This is a genomic window from Streptomyces hiroshimensis (assembly GCF_014650335.1).
Classification (GTDB): Bacteria; Actinomycetota; Actinomycetes; order Streptomycetales; family Streptomycetaceae; genus Streptomyces; species Streptomyces hiroshimensis.
This window is the reverse complement of record NZ_BMUT01000009.1, coordinates 329,686-349,966: the sequence shown is the minus strand read 5'-3', so window position 1 is coordinate 349,966 and position 20,281 is coordinate 329,686. Positions and strand designations below refer to the sequence as shown.

Here is a 20,281-nt window from a genome sequence, read left to right as displayed (position 1 = left end):
CGGATGCGGCGGCGGCCATTCCGGGCGCGGCGGCCATGCCGGATTGGGAGAAGCGCTTCCGGGCGCCGCGCGTCGGGCTGCCGAGATGGGCGAAGGACGCCCCCGACCGCGCCCTGTTCGTGTCGAACGTGACGGGCACCTTCGAGGTGTACGCGTGGGACCGCGCCACGGGCGCGCAGCGCCAGGCGACCGACCGGCCGAACGGCACGACGGGCGGCGTGCTGACGCCCGACGGCGAGTGGATCTGGTGGTTCGCCGACAAGGACGGGGACGAGTTCGGCGTGTGGATGCGCCAGCCCTTCCACGGCGGGCCCGACGAGCCCGCCGTGCCCGGCCTCGATCCCTCCTACCCCGCCGGCCTGGCCCTGGGCCGGGACGGCACGGTGGTGGTCGGCCGGTCCACGGACGAGGGCGGGTCGACGGTTCACGTGGCGCGGCCCGGCGCGGGGCCCGTGGAGGTCTACCGCCACGCGGAGTCCGCGGGGGTCGGCGGTATGTCGTACGACGGCACGCTGATCGCGATCGAGCACACCGAGCACGGCGATGCGATGCACTCGGCCGTCCGCATCGTGCGCCCGGACGGCAGCACCGTCGCCGAGCTGGACGACACCCGCGGCGGCACCGAGGAGCTGGGCCTGGCGGTCATGGGCTTCGCGCCGGTGCCCGGGGATTCCCGGCTGCTCGTGGGGCACCAGCGGCGGGGCCGCTGGGAGCCGATGCTGTGGGACGCCGCCACGGGCGAGGAGACGGCCCTCGCCGTCGATCTCCCGGGCGACCTGGACGCCGGCTGGTATCCGGACGGCTCCGCGCTGCTCGTCGAGCACAGCCACCAGGCGCGCAGCGAGCTGTGGCGCTACGACCTGGCCGATGCCTCGATGACCCGCCTGGACACGCCCGTGGGCACGGTGTCGGGTGCCCTGCCGCGGCCGGACGGCAGCGTGGAGTTCCTGTGGTCCTCGGCGGCCGAGCCGTCGGTGGTGCGGTCCACGAGCGGCCAGGTCGTGCTGGATCCGCAGGCGCTGCCGGGCGGGGTCGGCCGGGCCCCGCGGTCCGTGCCGGTCCGGGACGTCTGGGTGGACGGTCCGGGCGGCAAGGTGCACGCCCTGATCCAGGTGCCGGAGGGCACCGGCCCCTTCCCCGCGGTCTTCGACGTCCACGGCGGCCCGACCTGGCACGACAGCGACGCCTTCGCCGCGGGCCCCGCCGCCTGGGTCGACCACGGCTATGCGGTCGTCCGGATCAACTACCGCGGCTCGACCGGCTACGGCCGCGCCTGGACGGACGCGCTCAAGCACCGGGTGGGCCTCATCGAGCTGGAGGACATCGCCGCGGTCCGGGACTGGACGGTCTCCGCGGGGATCGCCGACCCCGGGCGGCTGGTGCTGGCGGGCGGGTCGTGGGGCGGCTATCTGACGCTGCTCGGCCTGGGCACCCAGCCGGAGGCCTGGGCGCTGGGCCTGGCCGGCGTGCCCGTGGCGGACTACGTGACGGCCTATCACGACGAGATGGAGGCCCTGAAGGCCCTGGACCGCACGCTGCTGGGCGGCACCCCGGAGGAGGTGCCGGAGCGCTACGCGGCGTCCTCCCCGCTGACGTACGTCGAGGCGGTCCGGGCGCCGGTCTACATCTCCGCGGGCATGAACGACCCGCGGTGCCCGATCCGGCAGATCGAGAACTACGTGGAGCGGCTGGAGCGGCGCGGCCACCCCCTGGAGGTCTACCGCTACGACGCGGGGCACGGCTCCCTGGTGGTGGAGGAGCGGATCAAGCAGCTCCGGCTGGAGATCGCTTTTGCGGAGCGTCATCTGGGCCGTCCTGCGCCGGGCCGTCCGGCACCTGACCCGGACCGCCCGGAGCCTGCTCCGCAGTGATGCCGAGGGCCAGGTCGCGCGCGGCCTCCGCCTCGCGGCGGAAGAGCCTGGCCCACATGAAGAGCACGAAGCCGGCGAAGACGAACCACTCACCGGTGTAGCCGAGGTTCTGGAAGGCCTTGAGGTCCAGGCCGCTGCCCGGGGCGGCGGCCGGGGGCACCGGGGTCATCGCCCCGTCGGCCTCGGTGGCGGTGATCCACGCGTCGTACACCCCGTACGGCACGAGGTTGACCAGCGAGGCGGCGCTGATCACGCCGAGCTGTCCTGCGGGCAGGCCGCCGCCCGCCTGCACGCCCTTGGAGCCGGGGCTCTCCGAGGACTGCAGGGCGCCCGTGACCGTCACGTGCCCGGCCGGCGGGGCCGGGACCTTGGCGGTGTCGGCCCGGGAGCCTGCGTCGCCGGGCAGCCAGCCCCGGACGACGGGCAGGGCCTTGCCGTCGTCGGTGCGCAGCAGGGTCAGCACGTAGAAGCCCCGGCGCTCGTCCAGGCTCCGCTCCGGTACGAGCAGCTGGTGCCCGGTGTCGTAGCGGCCGGAGGCCGTCGCCCGGCGGCCGGAGGTCTCCGTCGTCACCGGGAGGAGGTCGCGCAGCGGCTCGGCCTCCGCCTTGCGGGCGTCGTCGGCCTGCGTCTGCTGCTCGCGGTGCGAGTCGACGCGTGTTTCGAAGCGGCCGAGCTGCCAGCTGCCCATGAAGAGACAGAAGGGGATGGCCACCACGGTGAAGACGTTGATCGCCCACCAGCGGGGAGTCAGCAGGAACCGATACACACCACCACGGTACGGGCACGCCCGCGGGGGCGAGCACCGCCCCCTGCCGGGGGCACCGCCACGACCACCGTCACCACCACCGTCACCGGCCCCGGTGCCGTCACCTCGCTGTGGCGATCGGCCCCGTCCGGTAGACGGTGCCGGCGCACGCGTCGTCGATCTTGGCGTCGGCTATGGCCGGCTCGCCGACATCCGGGGTGTGGCTGAGCACGATGCTCGGCGGCGGCGTGGGCGGGGGCGAATCCGGCACGCTCGGCGGCTGGGCGGCCACGGTTCCGGAGGCCGGGGAGGCGCTGGCGCCGCCGCCGCCCGCGGAAGGCGCCGGAGAGGCCCCGCCGGTGTTCTTGGCGCAGCTGTTGCGCGTGCCGTCGCCCGTCGGAATCCAGGCGAACTTCACCTCGTACGCCTGTCCTGGCTGGAGGATGACCTCGCTGGGCTCGGTCGTGGGGTCGGGCAGGCCGGTCGCGGCGTCGCCCGGCGTGTGGTCGACGACGGAGACGCGCTCGCTCGTGGTACCGCCCCGCGGGCTCGCGGCGACGGTCCCGGGCCCGCCCACCGTACAGACGGCGCGCGAGACGTTGACCACGCGGAAGGCGCCGTAGACGCGGCCGTCGCGGTCGGCGGGTCCGACGGAGCCGCTGCCCTTGCCGAGCTGGTCGCGGTCGCAGATCGGGGAGACGGCCGCGAAGGTGTTCGTGGGCGCGGGGAGGTTGCTCGCGGGGGAGGATGCGGCCGGCTTGGGCTCGTTCCCCTTGCTTTCCTCGTTTTTGCGCTGCTCCCGCTTCTCGTCGTGATTCCGGCCCTCGCCCTCCTCGGGCCGGCCCCCGCCGTCGACCACCCCGCGGGGCTCGGCGCCCGGCTCCTCGGCGGCGTGCTGGCTGCTTGCCGTATTGGCGTGCCGGTCCTCGACCTCGTCACCGGTGGTGGCGACGTGGACGACCGCGGGCAGGGCCGTGCCGCCGAGGATCAGCGCGGCCGCGGCGCCCACGAGGGCCTGCCTGCGGCGGGTACGCCGGGCCGGCACGGCGCGCCGGATGTGCTCCAGCGCATCAGGAGCGGGCTCGATGTCCTCCACGGCGCCCTGCAGCAGCTGCCGGAGCGCCTCTTCGTCCATGCCACCGCCGCGCTCGTCGTCGGGACCGGGCCCGTCGTAAGGGGGGCGGTTCATGCCGGAGCCTCCATGGCGACGCGAAGCGCCGCGATCCCCCGCGACCCGTACGCCTTGACCGAGCCGAGCGAGAGGCCCAGGGTCTCGGCGACCTGGGCCTCGGTCATATCGGCGAAATAGCGGAGGACGAGGACTTCACGCTGCCGGCGTTGCAGTCCGCGCATCGCTTTGATCAATTGGTCGCGCTCCAGCTGTTCGTACGCTCCCTCTTCGGCGCTCGCCATGTCGGGCATCGGCTTGGAGAGCAGCTTCAGCCCGAGAATGCGACGGCGGAGCGCCGAGCGGGACAGATTGACGACAGTCTGCCTCAGATAGGCGAGGGTCTTCTCCGGATCCCGCACCCGGCCGCGCGCGGAGTGCACCCGTATGAAGGCCTCCTGGACCACGTCCTCACAGGAGGCGGTGTCGTCGAGGAGCAGCGCGGCAAGGCCGAGCAGGGAGCGGTAGTGGGCCCTGTAGGTCTCGGTGAGGTGATCGACTGTGGTGCCCGCTGCCATTGCTTCGTCAGCGTCCCCCCGCTGGGGCGGGAGCTGGGCGGCGGTGCGGGCGGCCGGCCAGGGAGCGATCACCGGCATGCCGCCCGACGGGTGCGAACGCGGACGCAGTGCGCTGCCGCCGCGCCTCGGGGCGGTTGCGATGCTGATGACCTCTGCCACGCCTGTTGGACACGCTTCCCCCCGTCAGGGTTGTACACGCGAGGCGCCGCGTCTGACGATGCGCCGCGTGACGATGCGTCATATGCCCTCATGCGTACCAGCTCTTCCTCAATGCCCCGGTTCTATTGCCGCCCTGAGAGACGGCAGCAAAGACGCCCCCCGGCCGCCGGTGGTTGCAGTGGGCGGGGAGCGCATCGTCGAACACTTCATCTGCCCAGTTCAAGAGGTCTGGACCAACGACTTGATCACAGGACCTTCAAGACCTTCACCAGTTCTCCAGATTAGGGAGTGGTCAGCTCTGCCGCCACGATTTCCGCGACCTGGGCCGTGTTCAACGCCGCCCCCTTGCGCAGATTGTCACCGCACACGAAGAGGTCGAGCGCCCTCGGGTCGTCCATGGACCGGCGCACCCGCCCCACCCATGTCGGGTCCGTGCCCACCGCGTCGGCGGGCGTGGGGAACTCGCCCTCGGCCGGGTCGTCCACGAGCACGACCCCGGGCGCACTCGCCAGGATCTCGTGCGCCTGCCCGACGGTGACCTCGTTCTCGAACCGCGCGTGCACGGCCAGCGAGTGCGTGGTGATCACGGGGACCCGTACGCACGTCGCCGCCACCCGGAGGCCCGGCAGCCCCAGGATCTTGCGGGACTCGTCGCGGATCTTCAGCTCCTCGGAGGACCAGCCGTCCTCCCGTAGCGAACCGGCCCACGGCACCACGTTCAGCGCGAGGGGGGCCGGGAAGGGCCCGAGCGCGTCGCCGACCGCACGGCGCACGTCGCCGGGCTGCGTGCCCAGGGAGGAGCCGGCCACCGCCGCCAGCTGCGCCCGCAGCGTGTCCACGCCCGCCTTGCCCGCCCCGGAAGCCGCCTGGTACGAGGAGACGACCAGCTCGCTGAGCCCGAATTCGGCGTGCAGCGCGGCCACCGCGACGATCATCGACAGCGTGGTGCAGTTGGGCGTGGCGACGATGCCGCGCGGGCGCACGCGCACCGCGTGCGCATTCACCTCGGGCACCACCAGCGGCACGTCCGGATCCATCCGGAAGGCGGCGGAGTTGTCGACGACGACCGTGCCCTTGGCGGCGGCGATCGGCGCCCACTGCGCGGAGACCTCGTCCGGCACGTCGAACATGGCGACGTCGACGCCGTCGAACGCCTCCTCGCTCAGCGCGACGACCTCGGTCTCCTCGCCGCGCACGGTGAGCCGGCGCCCGGCCGAGCGCGCGGAGGCGACGAGACGGATCTCGCCCCACACGTCCGCACGCCGCGAAAGGATCTCCAGCAGGACCGTGCCGACGGCACCGGTGGCGCCGACGACCGCGAGCACCGGCTTACGGCCCGTACCGGCACCCGAGTGGGTGCCTGTACGGGCCGCGGGGCCGGAGGTCATCGCCCGGTGCCGCCGTAAACGACGGCCTCGTCGTTCTCGGTGTCCAGGCCGAAGGCGGAGTGCACCGCCCGGACGGCCTCGTTGACGTCGTCGGCGCGGGTGACGACGGAGATGCGGATCTCGGAGGTCGAGATCAGCTCGATGTTCACCCCGGCGTTCGACAGCGCCTCGAAGAACGTCGCCGTGACGCCCGGGTTGGTCTTCATCCCCGCGCCGACCAGCGAGATCTTCGCGATCTGGTCGTCGTAGCGCAGCGAGTCGAAGCCCACGCGCGCCTTCGTCCGCTCCAGCGCCTCGACCGCCTTGCGGCCCTCGGTCTTCGGGAGGGTGAAGGAGATGTCGGTCAGCCCGGTGGACGCCGCCGAGACGTTCTGCACGACCATGTCGATGTTGATCTCGGCGTCCGCGATCGCCCGGAAGATCGTCGCGGCCTCACCCGGCTTGTCCGGCACACCGACGACCGTGACCTTGGCCTCGGAGGTGTCGTGCGCGACGCCAGAGATGATCGCCTGCTCCATCGGCTGGTCCCCTTGCGGTTCGTTGCTGACCCAGGTGCCCTGGAGCCCCGAGAAGGACGAGCGCACGTGGATCGGGATGTTGTAACGGCGTGCGTATTCGACACAGCGGTGCAGCAGCACCTTGGAACCGGAGCTCGCCAGCTCCAGCATGTCCTCGAACGAGATCCAGTCGATCTTGCGGGCCTTCTTCACCACCCGCGGGTCGGCCGTGAAGACCCCGTCGACATCGGTGTAGATCTCGCAGACCTCGGCGTTCAGCGCGGCGGCCAGGGCGACGGCGGTGGTGTCGGAACCGCCGCGGCCCAGGGTCGTGATGTCCTTGCTGTCCTGGGACACGCCCTGGAAGCCGGCCACGATCGCGATGTTGCCGGAGTCCACGGACTGCTGGATACGACCCGGCGTGACGTCGATGATGCGCGCCTTGCCGTGGACCGCGTCCGTGATGACACCGGCCTGGCTGCCGGTGAAGGACTGCGCCTCGTGGCCGAGGTTTTTGATCGCCATCGCCAGCAGCGCCATGGAGATCCGCTCTCCGGCGGTCAGCAGCATGTCGAACTCACGACCGGCAGGCATCGGCGAAACCTGCTCGGCGAGATCGATCAACTCGTCCGTCGTGTCACCCATCGCGGAAACCACGACGACCACCTGGTGGCCGTTCTTCTTGGCTTCCACGATTCGCTTGGCAACCCGCTTGATGCCTTCGGCATCGGCAACGGAGGAGCCTCCGTACTTCTGCACGACAAGGCCCACGTGCGCTCCTCGCAGCTCTGTGTAATGCGGTCGGCTCAGTCTAACGAGCGGTCGGAATCAGCCATGCCGATATCGCATGGTGAGACGTGTCGGCCGCGCCGTGATCGCGGACGGTGCTCCGTCGGACCGCCCGCGGTCGCTTCTTCCCGCTGCGGCCCGGACCACTCACTTTGTGAGCTGCACCATACGGGGATCTGCAGGGCGGGGGGTGTCTGCCCCGGTGGCACCCGTGACCCCCGCGATCCCCGTGGCAGCCTTCCAGCGCGCGACCATGTCCGCGTGGACGCCGTACATCGACCCCACGGTCGAGAGCGCGGGCAGCTTGCGGCTGCGGCCGTTCCGCAGCCGTACCTTGATGTACAGGTTGTGGTACGGGCCGTCGTTGCCGAAGCGGTGACGGTCGAGGGTGATGTCGGTGATCTCCTGCCAGGGCATGAAGCGGGTGCGGCGCCAGGTGCGCGTCCGCAGCCCGTCGGCGGCGACCCAGGTGCGGGCGCGGTGGGCGAAGAGCAGGGCCCCGAGGAAGAGGGGAAGCCCGAGCATCGCGGCTCCCGAGGGGGCGTAGATCTCCGGCCCGTAGTCCCCGGCGATCCTGTCGAAGTACGCGCCCCAGCCGATACCGAAGGTCACCCAGGCCAGCGAGACGACCCCGCCGACGGTGCAGAGGGCCGCAAGGACCCGCCAGCCGATGCCGGTGACCCGGTACTCCTCCACGTCGCTTGCGTCATCGCTTGTGTCTCTGACGTCACTCATCGCGGTTCCCCCCGCTTTCGAGAATTTCGAGAATTCGGTACCGATCATGATCGGACAAGTGCCGACAGCCTGCCAAAAACCGGGTTCGCCCGGCGCAGCGCCCCTCGGTTCGGGACCATGCGGTGCATGAACGGACGGGTGCAGGCGCGTTGGGGCGGTGCGGCAGCCGCCGCGGCCGTGGTGGGGCTCGCGGTGTACTTCGCGGTGGCGGGGTGGGACGCCGCGGAGCGGTGGGCCACGGTGCTGGGGTTGTTCGTGGGGCTGGCGGGGCTGTGGGTGGCAGTGGCCGGATTACGGCGCGGGCGGAGCGGGCCGAGCGGGCCGAGCGGGCCGAGCGAAGCGGCGGGAAGCCAGGCGGTGACCGGTAGCTCGGTCGGGGGCGGGGTCACGCAGGTATCCGGTACGGGCGGGGCCGTCCGGATCCGGCATACGGGCGGGCCGGGAGCCACGCCGGGTACGCCGCCCGCGCCGGGCCCCGCCGCCGCCCCGGGGAACGGCCAGACCGTTTCCGGCAGCACGGTCGGCGGGCCGGTCGACCAGGTCCGCGAGACGGACGGAGATGTCGACATCGAGCAGGGCCGATGATGGCCCGCTGGTGGCCGGAGCGGCGGCGTCCGGAAACGCGTGGCCCGGAGAAGCGCGGCCGCGGGTCGTGGGTCGCGGGGTCGGTCGTCTACGGGTCCGTGGTGCAGGTGACGGCTGTGACGGGCGATGTGTCCGTCACCGGTGGGGAGCCCCCGCTGTACCGGGTGGACGCCTTCCCGTCGGCCCGCCCCCGGCTGACCGTCGAGGAGGCCCGCGCCCAGCCGGCCCGCCTGCTGCTGGCCCGGCAGGGAGTCGTCCCCTTTACGGGGCGGTCCGCCGAGCTGGCGCGGCTCGCGGAGTGGCGTGACGGCGCGCCGTCCGTGTCGGTGCTGCTGTTGCACGGGCCGGGCGGCCAGGGCAAGACGCGGTTGGCGGCGCGGTTCGCGACGCTGAGCTGTGAAGCGGGCTGGGACGTACTGCAGGCGCGACATGCGAGCGACCCGGCGCCGGTGGGGACCGCGGCGTGCCGGGCGGACAAGGCCGGAACCGGCGTACTGATGGTGGCCGACTACGCCGAACGGTGGCCGGTCACCGACCTGCTGGAGCTCATGCAGGACGCAGCACGCCAGGAGGGCCGCCCGGCCCGGGTGCTGCTGGTGGCCCGGCCCGCGGGGGCATGGTGGCAGCCGCTCGCCAATCGGCTGGACCGGATGGGCCTGGCGACGGACCAATTGCCGCTGTCGACGCTGGCGGATGACCCGATCACGAGCGCGGGAGATCTTTTCGCGGCGGCACGGGAGCGGTTCGCTGCCGCCCTGAAGGCGCCCGGGGCGCGCGGTATCTTCCCGCCGCCCGTCGTACTGTCCAAAGACTCCGGCTTCCGGTCGGTCCTCGCCATCCACATGGCGGCGCTGGCAGAGGTAGACCGCGTACGCCGTAACCCGGAGCAGGCGGAGACGGGCCTGAACACTCCGGCGCAGTTCTCCGCCTATCTCCTGAACCGTGAACGTGACCACTGGCAGACACTGCACGCCAATAGCCGCGTCACGACGCCCCCGGACGCACTCGGCCGAGCCGTCTATACGGCGGCTCTTACGGGTGCCGTGACGTATCAGGACGGCCGGGCGGCCCTGACCGCGATCGACGCCTGCCCGGACGGGGACGCGGCCCGGCTCCTCACGGACCATGCGGTGCCGTATCCGTCCTCCACCCCGCACACCGGAACCGTGCTGGAGCCCCTCTACCCGGACGTCCTCGCCGAGGACTTCATCGCGTTGACCACGCCCGGGCATGAGGTGGAGGACTACGCGCCGGATCCGTGGGCCACGGGTGCCGCCCGCCGGCTCCTGGCCGACAAAGGCGAGTTGCCGGGGTGGCCCCGGCACGCCCTCTACACGCTCGCCTCCGCCTCGGCACGGTGGCCTCACCTGGCCGAGCACGAGCTCGCACCGCTGTACCTCACACAGTTGGACCTCGTGCTCGAATCGAACGACGACGCCGTCCGTCTGGGCCTCACGGTGCTCGCGACTCTCCCCACCAGCGTCCTGCAACGGGTCAGGGTGCCGAATCCAGTCCCGGGCTTCGCCGGCTACGTGAGCTTCACCGCGGTAAGCGCCGGGGTCACGTCCAAGCTGCTCGTCGACGATGAGGACCCATACGTGCGAGCCAGGGCCTATCTCGACCTCGCCGAACACATTGTGCTCACGGGCAGTATCAACGACTCGCTTGCCGCAATCGATCAGGCCTTGGCCATTCTGCTGCCGCTCCCCGCGGACGAACGGGTCCTGCGCAGAGTAAAGGCACTCAAAGAACGGGCCCATGAAGCCCTCGTCCGCGCTGAGGAGACCGAGCGCTAAAAGGTCACGTCTTCTTCGACGGCGGTGCCGTGTCGCCGACCACTCGCAAGTCGGGGCGCGGAGGTGTGAAGTCACCGAGCCCAAGTGCCGCCTCACGCCAATTCGCGGCGAGCTGCAGCAGGCGCTCCGTGTCGTCCGGAAAGCGGGGCGGCGGTAGCGTCGGGACGGCCGGTGACAGGATGGCGACGGCGAAACGGACCGCGTGCATGGCTGCGGTGGCGCAAGGTTCGACGGCATCCAGGTCCACACGACGCACTGTGTCGAGATGGGCGGCGGCACTGAGCAGCTCGATGTACACCTGCTCGTAGGCGCGGTAGGTCATAGCGTCATCCACAGGGGGTACCTCCAGGGTTCGGGAGGGGGCTACCTCCGCTTGCGGGCTGATTTCCTGTTCAACACATCGCCCGGCCGTTGCCGGACCAAAGACGCCTTCAGGTCTGCCACACGGCGCCGGACCCCCTCCGCACGCTCGGCAGCGAGTGCCTCCTCGGCAGCGTGCGACGCACTCGGCGGCAGGCAGGCGCGGCACAGGCCTTCCGAGAACGCTTCCGGGGGGCCTGGGGCGCAGCACGTCCTGCACTGCACCTTCTCGGCGGGCGCCGGACCGGGCAGGTCGGCGGGCTCGTGGAACCGTTCCGGAGGGATCTTGTCGATCAGTCGGCGGCGGGCGAAGGCGCCCGCGCAGTGGACTTCCGGCGGGAGGCCCGACGCCACGGCCCGGACGATGTCCGCCTCGCTCGCTCCCCGCGCGAACCATTCCGCCACCAGCGGCTCCAACTGCGCACATTCCGACGCCGACAGCGTCAGGCGGCGGTCGCCCGTACGGCCCAGCGTCGCCAGCGTCTTGTACGCGCGGGAGCGGGCCGGGGGCTGCGCCGCCGGTACGGGTTCGGGTTCGGGGGCGGCGTCAACCTGCTCGGGTGGTGCGTCGCCCCTCAAAAACCTCTTCCACCACACCTCGTTCCGTGGCGTCCGCGAGAAGTACGTACGGAACACCCACTGCGTACGGCCCTCCCCCACCGGCTCGCGGCGGCGGCACAGGTGCCCGGCCTGCGCGAGGTAATTGAGCGCGGTGCGGATGGCCTGCTGGCCGTACGCCGCCAGCTCCTTGGCCAGAGTCTTCACGTCCATGGCCGCGCCCTCGGGCAGGCGGTCCAGGTAGCCGGCGACGGATGCCTCGCGGGCGGGCAGGTGAGCGAAGTCGTCCGCGCGGCGGGGCGCCTGACCGGGTGCGGAGCGTTTTCCGAAGCCGGGTCGGGCCATGGGGGGCGCGTACGGGAGCGCGTCAGCGCTAAGGTTGGCTGCAGCCAAGGGATCGCGTCTCTCGATCTCGATGGTCAGACCCCCGTTCGGTGTTGCTAGCACCGGCGGGGGTTGCTTGTTGCTGCGCACGCTACACGGCCGCAGCGGATCGTCGCGACCCGATCACGTAAAGTCATGTCTCTTGTGGTATAGGCGACTTCAGCGCTCGCTGCCACACCTACGCCATGGGTGGGAGGGTGGGTTCAACCTCCCCGCCCATTCCTTGCATAGAGGGCTCGAATCTCGACGCCCGGCGCCCGAAGCTCAGTCCGCCGCCCCAGACGCGTAGGTTATGAACGCTTCCCAGGCGTGGGCCGGTATCGACAGCCGCGGACCGATACCCCCGAGCTTCGAGTCTCGGACCCGCATCGCACCTGACATGGCAGCCACCTCAACGCAGTTGAGATTCTGCGTCTCGCCGCTGTAGCTGGACTTGATCCACCTCAGCCTGACACTCACAACTCCTCCATCAACGTAGCGATGAACCGCCTGGACTCCTCCTCGCCGAGGGCCTGCATGCGGAGCATGGCAAAGCGGTTCACCATTGCACTGACCCTCTCCCCTTCCGAGTCCAGCGAGGTAGCCCCCTGGCACTCGGTGTAGGCGAAGTGCTCACCCTCCGGGCCCTGCAGGACCGTGAACGCCCCTCCCATTCCGTGGAAGTAGCCTTGCCCGGCGGGCAGAACTTGGATGAACACGTTTCGCTGCTCCCCTACCTGCAGCAGCCTCCGAAGCTGTCCCTTCATCACTGTTGGGCCGCCCACCATGGCACGTAGGGCCGCCTCATAGATCACGAAGTTGAACAGCACCGTCTCGTCGCCCAGTCGCCCTTGGCGCCCCACGCGATATGCGATACCGCTCTCGATCCTCTCCTCGGGGATGAGGGGAATGCTCCCACTCATGATCGTTCGCGTGTACTCCTCGGTTTGCAGCAAGCCAGGAATGAGCACGAGCTCAAAGCCGTGCACGACCACTGCCACGGCCTCAGCAGCCATGTATTCCGGCGCTCGCGACAGGTCCTTCTCCGGCAGCAGGTACTCTTCCGCCGCGATCAGGAACCCCCTCGCGCCGCACAGCTGGTCCGCCACCATCAGCAGTCTCTGCGTGGGCCGCCGTCGCCCCTGCTCCATCGACTTCACTGTCTCGACGTCGTAGTTGGCCTCCGCCGCCAACTCTTCGCGCGAGACGTCCGCTTGTGCGCGCCACATCTTGATCTGGCCGCCGCAGTACCGCCATGCAATGGGGGGTCGGGAATTGCGCAGCATCGTCGCCGTTCACCTCACGGTCCGTACCGACATGGTTGCGCCAGAGGCTAAGACCGGCCAGCCGGATACGAGCCAGAACGGCCAAAGTTCCCCCGCACGAGTGTGCGTGTACGGGGGAACGTTATCGCCGCGTCGGGGTTGGCAGGGTTAGACCGCCACCGCCTCGATGATCGAGGAGAAGGTCTCCGTGGGAACGATCCGGTTCACCCGGAAGCCCGCCTCGCCGAGCAGCGAGCGGAATTCCTCCTCCGTACGTTCCCGGCCCCTCAGACAGGCCAGCATGATGATGTCCACCATCTTGGCGAAGTGCGGATCGTTGCCCGGCGGGAGGATCGCGTCCACCGCCAGCAGCGTGCCGCCGGGGACGATCGCCGCACGGATCGCGCGCAGGATGCGCAGGCAGTCCTCGTCGTTCCAGTCGTGGAGGATGTGCTTCAGCAGATAGAGGTCGCCGCCCGGCGTCACGGCCTCGAAGAAGCTCCCGCCGTCCGTACGCCAGCGGCCTGCGGTCTCTTTGACGTCCAAGAGGTGCGTGGCGACGGTCTGTTCCTGGTCGAACAGGACGCCGGAGAGCCCGGGGTTGCGCGTGAGCACGGCCCGCAGGAGGCCGCCGCGGCCGCCACCGACGTCCACGACCGTGCCGGTGGCCGGGAACGCGTACGCCTCGGCGACGATCTCGTCCTCGGGGCCGGACATGGCGGCCATGCCCGTGTCGAACCGGGCCTGCGCCTCCGCGTCCGTACGCAGGTAGTCGAAGAACGGCATGCCGTACGCCGCGTCGAACGGCGTCACGCCCGTCCGCAGGGCGTCCTCCAGGCCCGCGGCCGAGCGCTGGAAGACCTCCTCGGTGATCCAGACCATCCCGCTGTGCGCCGAGCCGGGCACGTCCGTACGGAGCAGCTCGGCGGACGGGGTGAGGCCGAAGGCGCCCTGTCCGTCCTCCTGGAAGACGCCGCGCGTGGCCAGCAGGCGCAGGACGCGGCGCAGCGTCGGCCCGTGCAGGCCCGCGCGCCGGCCGAGCTCGTCGGGCTGCAGAGGGCCGCCGGCGAGGTGGTCGGCGACGCGGTGGACGGCCACGGCGCGCAGCGCGGAGGCGTAGAAGAAGCCCATTGCGATGTCGCCCAACTGGGCTGTCAGGGCCGGGTGGTCCGTGCCGGGCGTGGCGTCCATGTCCTCATCCCCTCGTCGTCCCCTCGTACGGGGTCCGCATGCAGGCTATGAGGGGAGGGAGATCGGGAACGTCGAATCCTCAACTATGGCCGAAGTGCGCGCATTGTTCGTGTGCGCGTGGGGGGGGGGGACGGGGCGCGGCCGCAGCCCGGCGCGGCGGCCGCAGCCGGTCAGGCGCCGCGCAGCCCCAGCGGGCCCGCGATCTCCGCCTCCATCACGCGGCCCGCCTCCTCGGCGAGCTGCTCCTCCGTGGCCCCGGAGTCGGTGTCGAGGTCACCCAGCTCGTCCAGCGGCTGGTCGAGGCGGACGTGGGCGACCAGGGACTGGAGGGCGCGGAGGGCGGCCGAGGCCGTCGGGCCCCAGTTGGACAGGTAGGAGAACTGCCACCACCACAGGGCCTCGCTGACCCGGCCGTCGCGGTAGTGGGCCATGCCGTGCCGCAGGTCGGTGATGATGTCGGCCAGGTCGTCGGAGATCCGGCAGGCGACGGGGGCGGAGCGCGGCACGTAGGGGTCGAAGACCTCCGAGTAGACGTCCACGGGGTCGAGGAGCAGAGCGAAGCGCTCCCGCAGCTCGTCGACATCCGGCTCGGGGCCCACGTCGGGCTCGTACCGCTCGTCGGGGAGGAAGTCCTCGTGCGCGCCGAGCCTGCCGCCGGTGAGGAGGAGCTGGGAGACCTCCAGCAGCAGGAAGGGCACGGCGCTGTCGGGCTCATCGCCGCGCGACACCTCGGCGACGGCGACGATGAAGCTCTCGATGGAGTCCGCGACCGAGACCGCGAAGTCGTCGGGGTCGCGTTTGGCGTCGTGCAGCGTTGCGTCAGACATCGAGAAGTCGTCTCCCTTCGAAGGCACGCCCGAGCGTGACCTCGTCGGCGTATTCAAGGTCTCCCCCCACGGGGAGGCCGCTGGCCAGCCGCGTGACCTTGAGCCCCATGGGTTTCACCATGCGGGCGAGGTACGTGGCAGTGGCCTCACCTTCCAGATTGGGGTCGGTGGCCAGAATCAGCTCGGTGACGGTGCCGTCCGCGAGCCGGGTGAGCAGCTCGCGGATGCGCAGATCGTCGGGACCGATGCCCTCGATGGGGCTGATCGCCCCGCCGAGCACGTGGTAGCGGCCGCGGAACTCTCTCGTCCGCTCGATGGCGACGACGTCCTTGGACTCCTCCACGACGCAGATCACCGAGGGGTCGCGGCGCGGATCCTGGCAGACCCGGCACCGCTCCTCCTGGGCGACATTGCCGCAGACCGCGCAGAAGCGGACCTTGGCCTTGACCTCGGTCAGGGCGTGGGCGAGCCGACGGACGTCGGCCGGCTCGGCCTGGAGGATGTGGAAGGCGATCCGCTGCGCGCTCTTGGGACCGACGCCGGGCAGCCTGCCCAGCTCGTCGATGAGGTCCTGGACCACGCCTTCATACACGGATCGAATGCTCCTTCTTGATGTTGTTCAGCGGTGGCGGGCCGACCGCCGTCAGAACGGCAGGCCCGGGATGCCGCTGCCGCCGCCCAGGCCCTGGGCGAGCGGGCCGAGCTTCTGCTCCTGCAGCTGCTGGGCGGCGGTATTGGCGTCACGGACGGCGGCGAGGATGAGATCCGCGAGGGTCTCGGTGTCCTCGGGGTCGACGGCCTTGGGGTCGATGACCAGGGCCTGGAGCTCGCCGGAGCCGGTGACCGTGGCCTTCACCAGGCCGCCGCCCGACGAGCCCTCGACGGGCGTACGGGCGAGCTCTTCCTGCGCTGCAGCGAGATCCTGCTGCATCTTCTGCGCCTGCTGGAGGAGCTGCTGCATGTTGGGCTGGCCACCACCGGGAATCACGGGTTCGCTCCTGGCTGTCGACGACGTTGGTGCACGTTCGGCGCGCGGTTCTGCGCGCGGTTCGGTGGGTGTTCGTCCACCGAATGTTTCGGTAGCCCGAGCCTACGTGGTTGCCGCTTCCCGCGCCCCATGCCGGGGGAAGAAGAACAGGGGGCGCCCGGGGGCCAGGGGGCGCCCGGGGGCGCATGCGGCGCACCCGGTGCCTCTCCTGCCCTGCTTCCTGCTCTTCTCCCTGCCGGTCAATCCCTGCCGGTCACTCGTTGGCGATCTCTTCGATGACCGTCGCGCCCAGCTCGCGGACGATGAGGTCGTGGCCGGTCAGGGCCGTCTCGTCGAGGTCGGGATCGTCCTCGGCGGGCATGTCGTCCTCAGGGGCGACGGGCGGGGGCTCGGGCTCGCGGTACGCCTGGGCCGCCGGGGGCGGGGGTGTGGACGAAGCCGACGCCTGGGGCTGGTGGGGCTGGGGCTGCTGCGGGGCCGCCGGGGCGGGAGCCGCGGCGGGCCGGGGGGCGGCGGGGGCCGAGGCCGGAGCCGGGGCCGAGGGGGCGTAGCCGCCACCGCCGCCGTAGCCGCCTGCGGGCGCGCCGAATCCCGTACCGCCGGCGCCACCGCTCATGCCGCCTGCGGCGCCTCCGCCGCCTCCGCCGCCGACGAGCAGCTCGATCTTCCACTGGACCTGGCCCTGGTAGACGTCGCCGATCGCCTGGCGCAGGACCTCCTCGCTGCCGCTGTTGGCGAAGCTGTCGCGCGCGCCGACGTTGGCGAAACCGACCTGCAGGGTGGTGCCGTCGAAGCCGACGACCTCGGCGTTCTGGCTGAGGACGATCCAGGTGAAGCGGCGGCGGTTCTTGACCGCGTCCAGGATGGCGGGCCACATCTGGCGGACCTGGGTGGGGTCGCCGGTGGGCCGGGACTGGCCGGGGGCCGCCGGGGCGGCTGCGGGCACAGGCGCGGGCGTGGCGGGAGCCGGGGCAGCGGCGGCATGGCCCTGACCGGGGGTGGCGGCGGAGGGCCAGGCGCCCGGGCGGGCGGCGGCGGGGGCGGAGGCAGGAGCCGCCGCCTGACCTGCGGGAGCGCCCTGGCCGGGCGCGGCAGCCGCCGGCCAGGCACCGGCGGGGCGGGCGGCGGGGGCTTCGGGAGCGGGGGCCGGAGCCGGGGCCGGAGCCGGGGCCGGAGCCGGGGGGGCTTCCGGAGATGCCGGGGCTGCCGGGGCGGGAGGCGCCACCGGGGCCGGCTGGGCAGCCGGTGCGGCCGGGACGGGGGCGGCAGCGGGTGCAGGAGCCCCGGAGACCGCCGCGCGGGCGGCGGCCGGACCCGACAGCCCGGGGGCGTGCGCGGGCTGCCCGTACGCCTGGTCAGGGGCGTGCGCGCCGGGACCGGGCACGTAGCCCGCGGCGGGCGCCATGGGAGCCGTCACGAGCGCGGCCGCACCGCGCTCCAGCTTGTCGAGCCGGGCCCGTACGGACCGCTCGTCGTCGTACGCGGCGGGCAGCAGCACGCGTGCGCAGATCAGCTCCAGCTGCAGCCGCGGCGAGGTCGCCCCGCGCATCTCCGTCAGGCCCTCGTTGACCAGGTCGGCGGCGCGGCTGAGCTCACCCGGGCCGAAGACGCCGGCCTGGGCCTGCATGCGCTCCACGAGGTCGGCAGGGGCGTCCAGGAGGCCCTTCTCGACCGCATCGGGCACGGCGGCGAGGATCACGAGGTCGCGCAGGCGCTCAAGGAGGTCGGCGACGAAGCGGCGGGGATCGTTGCCGCCCTCGATGACGCGGTCCACGACCTCGAAGGCCGCGGCGCCGTCGTTCGCCGCGAAGGCGTCCACGACGGCGTCGAGCAGGGAGCCGTCCGTGTAGCCCAGGAGGGACGTCGCCATGGCGTATGTCACACCGTCCTCGGCGGCGCCGGCCAGGAGCTGGTCCATCACGGACATGGAGTCACGCACGGAACCGGCACCGGCCCGCACGACGAGCGGCAGCACGCCGTCCTCAACGGGGATCTTCTCCTGCCCGCAGACCTCGCCCAGGTAGTCACGCAGCGTGCCGGGCGGGACGAGGCGGAACGGGTAGTGGTGCGTACGCGAGCGGATGGTGCCGATGACCTTCTCGGGCTCCGTGGTCGCGAAGATGAACTTGAGGTGCTCCGGCGGCTCCTCGACCACCTTCAGCAGGGCGTTGAAGCCCGCCGAGGTGACCATGTGGGCCTCATCGATGATGTAGATCTTGTAGCGGCTGGAGGCGGGCCCGAAGAAGGCCTTTTCCCGCAGCTCACGGGCATCGTCCACACCACCGTGGGAGGCGGCGTCGATCTCGATCACATCGATCGAACCGCGCCCGTTGCGCGCGAGGTCCTGGCACGACTGGCACTGCCCGCAGGGAGTGGGCGTCGGCCCCTCCTCGCAGTTCAGACAGCGGGCGAGGATGCGCGCGCTCGTCGTCTTGCCGCAGCCGCGGGGCCCGCTGAACAGATACGCGTGATTGACCCTGTTGTTGCGCAGCGCCTGCTGCAACGGGGTGGTGACATGCTCCTGCCCGATGACCTCGGCGAAGGACTCGGGGCGGTAGCGGCGGTAGAGCGCGAGGGACGACACACCTACGACGATATCGGGCCGCACTGACAAGTGGCCTCGCTCACATCCACAGGCCCCCGCGACTCCGGGGCGCGGGCCCCGGAAACACAAGGGCCCCCCACGCACCCGCCAGAGCCGACCTACCCTTGCTGCCTTCCGGCCCTGGGGGAGTTCAGTCAGATAGCGCCACGTGAGGGGCTTGCCCCCAAGCCTAGCGGATCGCCCGGGGTGCTCAGCCACCCCGGCACGCTCCGGACGTCCCCCGCGACCACGTGTTCGCGAGCACCCCTCCGCGTCTTGTATTGTTTGCGGCGGAGGATTCGCCTAGAGGCCTAGGGCGCACGCTTGGAAAGCGTGTTGGGGGCAACCCCTCACGAGTTCGAATCTCGTATCCTCCGCCACGGCTGACCAGCCGAAACGAAGGCTCCGACCGCACAGCGGTCGGAGCCTTCGTCGTTCCCTGGTTGCAGTTTTGGTTGCAGTTCCCGGCTACCGCCTGTTGAGGACGGTCCGGCACACGTTGCAGTACATGGCCGCGTTCCGACCGTAGCGCCGCATCAACTGGCCGCAGCCGACGCAGAGCCCAAGTTCCCACGGCGGGCACCCCAGCGCGGCGGAGGCTGCGGCGCGTTCCACGGCGGTGATCCGCATCGTGTCGCGGGAGCGCTGGACCGGCATGCGGGGAAGCGTGAAGCCGCCGGTCGGCTGATCGAGATCGCGGACGGGCCGGCCGTCACTGACGAACCAGCCCTCCTCACCAGCTCGGCAGGTCCGGTCGATCTCCTGCTCGGCGAAGGTGATCACGTCGTCCTCGTCTTCGGCTGGGGCCGCCGGGAGAGGAGTCTTCTCGCCGATGAGCTCCTGCCACAGCGTGCGGTCGTCGGCCGAGACCCACATGTGCCGACCGGCACGGCCGCTTCCTCGGTTGGGCACGTAGACCGGGACGCTCTCGCCCGTCGCGCTCTGCAGGACCAGGTCCTCGATGTGGACGGGCTTCCGCTGCGGGAGGCACAGAGCGGGCACGAACCAGTCCGCGTGAATCGCGCCACAGTGGCCGGCGCCCTCGCTGACGAGACAGTGGCGCTCACTGCTCGGTACGCACTTCCAGACTTCGAGGTGCCGGAACCCACCGCGGATCACCATCTCCTTGCCGTCGGCGATGTCCTTCCACGGCATGTCGTCGACCCGCGCCCAGGGAGCCCGGTCGATCAGGGAGACCGTCCGGTCCTTCGCCACCCAGAGCGGGGTGATGCCGTGCTCCCTGGCGTTGACCGAGCGCCGGTGGACGCTGCTCGGACTGAGGTGGTGGTACTGGATCTCCCAGCCGATCCGTATGCCGCCGGGCCCGACGACGACGGCGTCCGAGACGCTCCGCCGGTTGGCCATGGGAACCTCGGCCTCGGCGCCCAGGCCGTACCGCGCGGCGGTCTCGACGACCCGTTCCTTGGTCGCCTTGTGTTGCGCGCTCTCCGCCGAGGTCGCCTTATGCGTGATCGGCAGGTGCGAGGCCACGAGCGGCCGCCGACCCCCGACCCGGCCTCGGCGGATGAACATCCACGGCGACTTCCCGCCGGTCTCCGACAGGCATTCCCGCCCGTCGTGGTGCGCGAGACATTCGAGCAGCTGCGGGTCGCGGTCAGAGACCCTGGCGGTGATCTCCCGCAGCAGATCGGGACGCCCCGGGTGACCGAGATCAGGCAGGGACAGATTGATCTCTAGGCCATATCCGGTGTGCCATACCCCATTTGCCATCTCTCCACCATAGGAAGGACCACTGGTACTCCAACAGGGCGCATACTCAGAGGTGTTGGCAGCACTTGCCCTGCACTACCGACCAGTCCGGAGGCGAATCGAGCAGCCGGAAGGGCCTTCGAACTCCCAGGTGGACAAAGGCTCCGCGACAACCTGCCTCAAT

General features: G+C 71.3%; 19 protein-coding genes, 1 tRNA gene and 1 other RNA gene. 4 read left to right on the top strand and 17 right to left on the bottom strand.

Going from position 1 to position 20,281, the window contains the following annotated elements:
* Window positions 1-35: 35 nt before the first annotated feature.
* Complete coding sequence (locus tag IE241_RS21920) at window positions 36-1,871, top strand: S9 family peptidase (RefSeq protein ID WP_190023525.1); 1,836 nt, start codon at window positions 36-38, stop codon at window positions 1,869-1,871.
* Here IE241_RS21920 and IE241_RS21915 read toward each other — a convergent pair.
* The 6 genes from IE241_RS21915 to IE241_RS21890 all read right to left on the bottom strand — a co-directional run bounded on the left by IE241_RS21915 (window position 1,765) and on the right by IE241_RS21890 (window position 7,870).
* A complete protein-coding gene (locus IE241_RS21915) occupies window positions 1,765-2,637 on the bottom strand; it encodes an SURF1 family protein (protein WP_190023482.1) in 873 nt (290 codons plus the stop codon). The two genes, IE241_RS21920 and IE241_RS21915, sit on opposite strands and share 107 nt — an antisense overlap.
* Before the next feature lie 100 nt (window positions 2,638-2,737).
* Window positions 2,738-3,805: an anti-sigma factor gene (locus IE241_RS21910; RefSeq protein ID WP_190023481.1), complete on the bottom strand. Its 1,068-nt coding sequence runs from the start codon at window positions 3,803-3,805 to the stop codon at window positions 2,738-2,740.
* On the bottom strand, window positions 3,802-4,461 hold the full coding sequence (locus tag IE241_RS21905; protein WP_336004131.1) for a SigE family RNA polymerase sigma factor: 660 nt from the start codon (window positions 4,459-4,461) through the stop codon (window positions 3,802-3,804). The genes IE241_RS21910 and IE241_RS21905 overlap by 4 nt, the downstream gene beginning before the upstream one ends.
* Window positions 4,462-4,742: 281 nt before the next feature.
* Window positions 4,743-5,849 (bottom strand): aspartate-semialdehyde dehydrogenase, encoded by a 1,107-nt coding sequence (locus tag IE241_RS21900; protein ID WP_190023480.1) that lies wholly within the window; start codon window positions 5,847-5,849, stop codon window positions 4,743-4,745.
* The gene (locus IE241_RS21895; protein WP_190023479.1) at window positions 5,846-7,117 is read right to left on the bottom strand and encodes an aspartate kinase; all 1,272 of its coding nucleotides are present in this window, start codon (window positions 7,115-7,117) and stop codon (window positions 5,846-5,848) included. The genes IE241_RS21900 and IE241_RS21895 overlap by 4 nt, the downstream gene beginning before the upstream one ends.
* A gap of 165 nt (window positions 7,118-7,282) precedes the next feature.
* Complete coding sequence (locus IE241_RS21890) at window positions 7,283-7,870, bottom strand: PH domain-containing protein (RefSeq protein WP_190023478.1); 588 nt, start codon at window positions 7,868-7,870, stop codon at window positions 7,283-7,285.
* 126 nt (window positions 7,871-7,996) lie between these two features.
* Here IE241_RS21890 and IE241_RS21885 point away from each other — a divergent pair, with 126 nt between their 5' ends.
* Together IE241_RS21885 and IE241_RS21880 are read left to right on the top strand one after the other, a co-directional pair.
* On the top strand, window positions 7,997-8,455 hold the full coding sequence (locus IE241_RS21885; protein ID WP_190023477.1) for a hypothetical protein: 459 nt from the start codon (window positions 7,997-7,999) through the stop codon (window positions 8,453-8,455).
* A 116-nt stretch (window positions 8,456-8,571) separates the two neighbouring features.
* Window positions 8,572-10,251: an ATP-binding protein gene (locus IE241_RS21880; RefSeq protein WP_190023476.1), complete on the top strand. Its 1,680-nt coding sequence runs from the start codon at window positions 8,572-8,574 to the stop codon at window positions 10,249-10,251.
* Window positions 10,252-10,255: 4 nt separating this feature from the next.
* Here the strand turns inward: IE241_RS21880 and IE241_RS21875 are convergent, their stop codons facing one another.
* The 10 genes from IE241_RS21875 to ffs form a co-directional block, all read right to left on the bottom strand.
* Window positions 10,256-10,573, bottom strand: a complete 318-nt coding sequence (locus tag IE241_RS21875) for a hypothetical protein (protein ID WP_190023475.1) — start codon at window positions 10,571-10,573, stop codon at window positions 10,256-10,258.
* A gap of 41 nt (window positions 10,574-10,614) precedes the next feature.
* Window positions 10,615-11,514, bottom strand: coding sequence for a hypothetical protein (locus tag IE241_RS21870; protein ID WP_190023474.1), 900 nt, complete (start codon window positions 11,512-11,514; stop codon window positions 10,615-10,617).
* 303 nt (window positions 11,515-11,817) lie between these two features.
* Window positions 11,818-12,012 carry a DUF397 domain-containing protein gene (locus IE241_RS21865; RefSeq protein ID WP_190023473.1) on the bottom strand — a complete coding sequence of 65 codons (195 nt, stop codon included), beginning with the start codon at window positions 12,010-12,012 and terminating at the stop codon, window positions 11,818-11,820.
* Window positions 12,009-12,818: a helix-turn-helix domain-containing protein gene (locus IE241_RS21860; RefSeq protein WP_190023472.1), complete on the bottom strand. Its 810-nt coding sequence runs from the start codon at window positions 12,816-12,818 to the stop codon at window positions 12,009-12,011. The genes IE241_RS21865 and IE241_RS21860 overlap by 4 nt, the downstream gene beginning before the upstream one ends.
* 147 nt (window positions 12,819-12,965) lie before the next feature.
* Entirely contained in the window at window positions 12,966-13,988 is a 1,023-nt protein-coding gene (locus IE241_RS21855; protein ID WP_190023471.1) for a methyltransferase, read from the bottom strand.
* Between the two features lie 170 nt (window positions 13,989-14,158).
* On the bottom strand, window positions 14,159-14,815 hold the full coding sequence (locus IE241_RS21850; RefSeq protein WP_190023470.1) for a DUF5063 domain-containing protein: 657 nt from the start codon (window positions 14,813-14,815) through the stop codon (window positions 14,159-14,161).
* Window positions 14,808-15,407, bottom strand: a complete 600-nt coding sequence (gene recR, locus IE241_RS21845) for a recombination mediator RecR (protein WP_190023469.1) — start codon at window positions 15,405-15,407, stop codon at window positions 14,808-14,810. Before recR ends, IE241_RS21850 begins: the two co-directional genes overlap by 8 nt.
* Before the next feature lie 51 nt (window positions 15,408-15,458).
* A complete protein-coding gene (locus IE241_RS21840; protein ID WP_190023468.1) occupies window positions 15,459-15,803 on the bottom strand; it encodes a YbaB/EbfC family nucleoid-associated protein in 345 nt (114 codons plus the stop codon).
* Window positions 15,804-16,056: 253 nt separating this feature from the next.
* Complete coding sequence (locus IE241_RS21835) at window positions 16,057-18,387, bottom strand: DNA polymerase III subunit gamma and tau (RefSeq protein ID WP_190023467.1); 2,331 nt, start codon at window positions 18,385-18,387, stop codon at window positions 16,057-16,059.
* An 86-nt stretch (window positions 18,388-18,473) separates the two neighbouring features.
* Window positions 18,474-18,568: signal recognition particle sRNA small type (ffs, locus tag IE241_RS21830), an RNA gene on the bottom strand.
* Window positions 18,569-18,679: 111 nt separating this feature from the next.
* Between ffs and IE241_RS21825 the strand changes: the two genes are divergently transcribed.
* Window positions 18,680-18,767, top strand: a tRNA-Ser gene (locus IE241_RS21825).
* An 88-nt stretch (window positions 18,768-18,855) separates the two neighbouring features.
* Here the strand turns inward: IE241_RS21825 and IE241_RS21820 are convergent.
* Window positions 18,856-20,118 carry a competence protein CoiA family protein gene (locus tag IE241_RS21820; RefSeq protein WP_190023466.1) on the bottom strand — a complete coding sequence of 421 codons (1,263 nt, stop codon included), beginning with the start codon at window positions 20,116-20,118 and terminating at the stop codon, window positions 18,856-18,858.
* Between the last annotated feature and the right edge of the window lie 163 nt (window positions 20,119-20,281).

Bases quoted from the DNA above. Each gene is read 5' to 3' on its own strand.
- IE241_RS21920 (WP_190023525.1), top strand. From the start codon at position 36: ATGCCGGATTGGGAGAAGCGCTTCCGGGCGCCGCGCGTCGGGCTGCCG.
- IE241_RS21910 (WP_190023481.1), bottom strand. From the start codon at position 3,805: ATGAACCGCCCCCCTTACGACGGGCCCGGTCCCGACGACGAGCGCGGC.
- IE241_RS21900 (WP_190023480.1), bottom strand. From the start codon at position 5,849: ATGACCTCCGGCCCCGCGGCCCGTACAGGCACCCACTCGGGTGCCGGT.
- IE241_RS21890 (WP_190023478.1), bottom strand. From the start codon at position 7,870: ATGAGTGACGTCAGAGACACAAGCGATGACGCAAGCGACGTGGAGGAG.
- IE241_RS21885 (WP_190023477.1), top strand. From the start codon at position 7,997: ATGAACGGACGGGTGCAGGCGCGTTGGGGCGGTGCGGCAGCCGCCGCG.
- IE241_RS21875 (WP_190023475.1), bottom strand. From the start codon at position 10,573: ATGACCTACCGCGCCTACGAGCAGGTGTACATCGAGCTGCTCAGTGCC.
- IE241_RS21870 (WP_190023474.1), bottom strand. From the start codon at position 11,514: ATGGCCCGACCCGGCTTCGGAAAACGCTCCGCACCCGGTCAGGCGCCC.
- IE241_RS21860 (WP_190023472.1), bottom strand. From the start codon at position 12,818: ATGCTGCGCAATTCCCGACCCCCCATTGCATGGCGGTACTGCGGCGGC.
- IE241_RS21855 (WP_190023471.1), bottom strand. From the start codon at position 13,988: ATGGACGCCACGCCCGGCACGGACCACCCGGCCCTGACAGCCCAGTTG.
- IE241_RS21850 (WP_190023470.1), bottom strand. From the start codon at position 14,815: ATGTCTGACGCAACGCTGCACGACGCCAAACGCGACCCCGACGACTTC.
- IE241_RS21820 (WP_190023466.1), bottom strand. From the start codon at position 20,118: ATGGCAAATGGGGTATGGCACACCGGATATGGCCTAGAGATCAATCTG.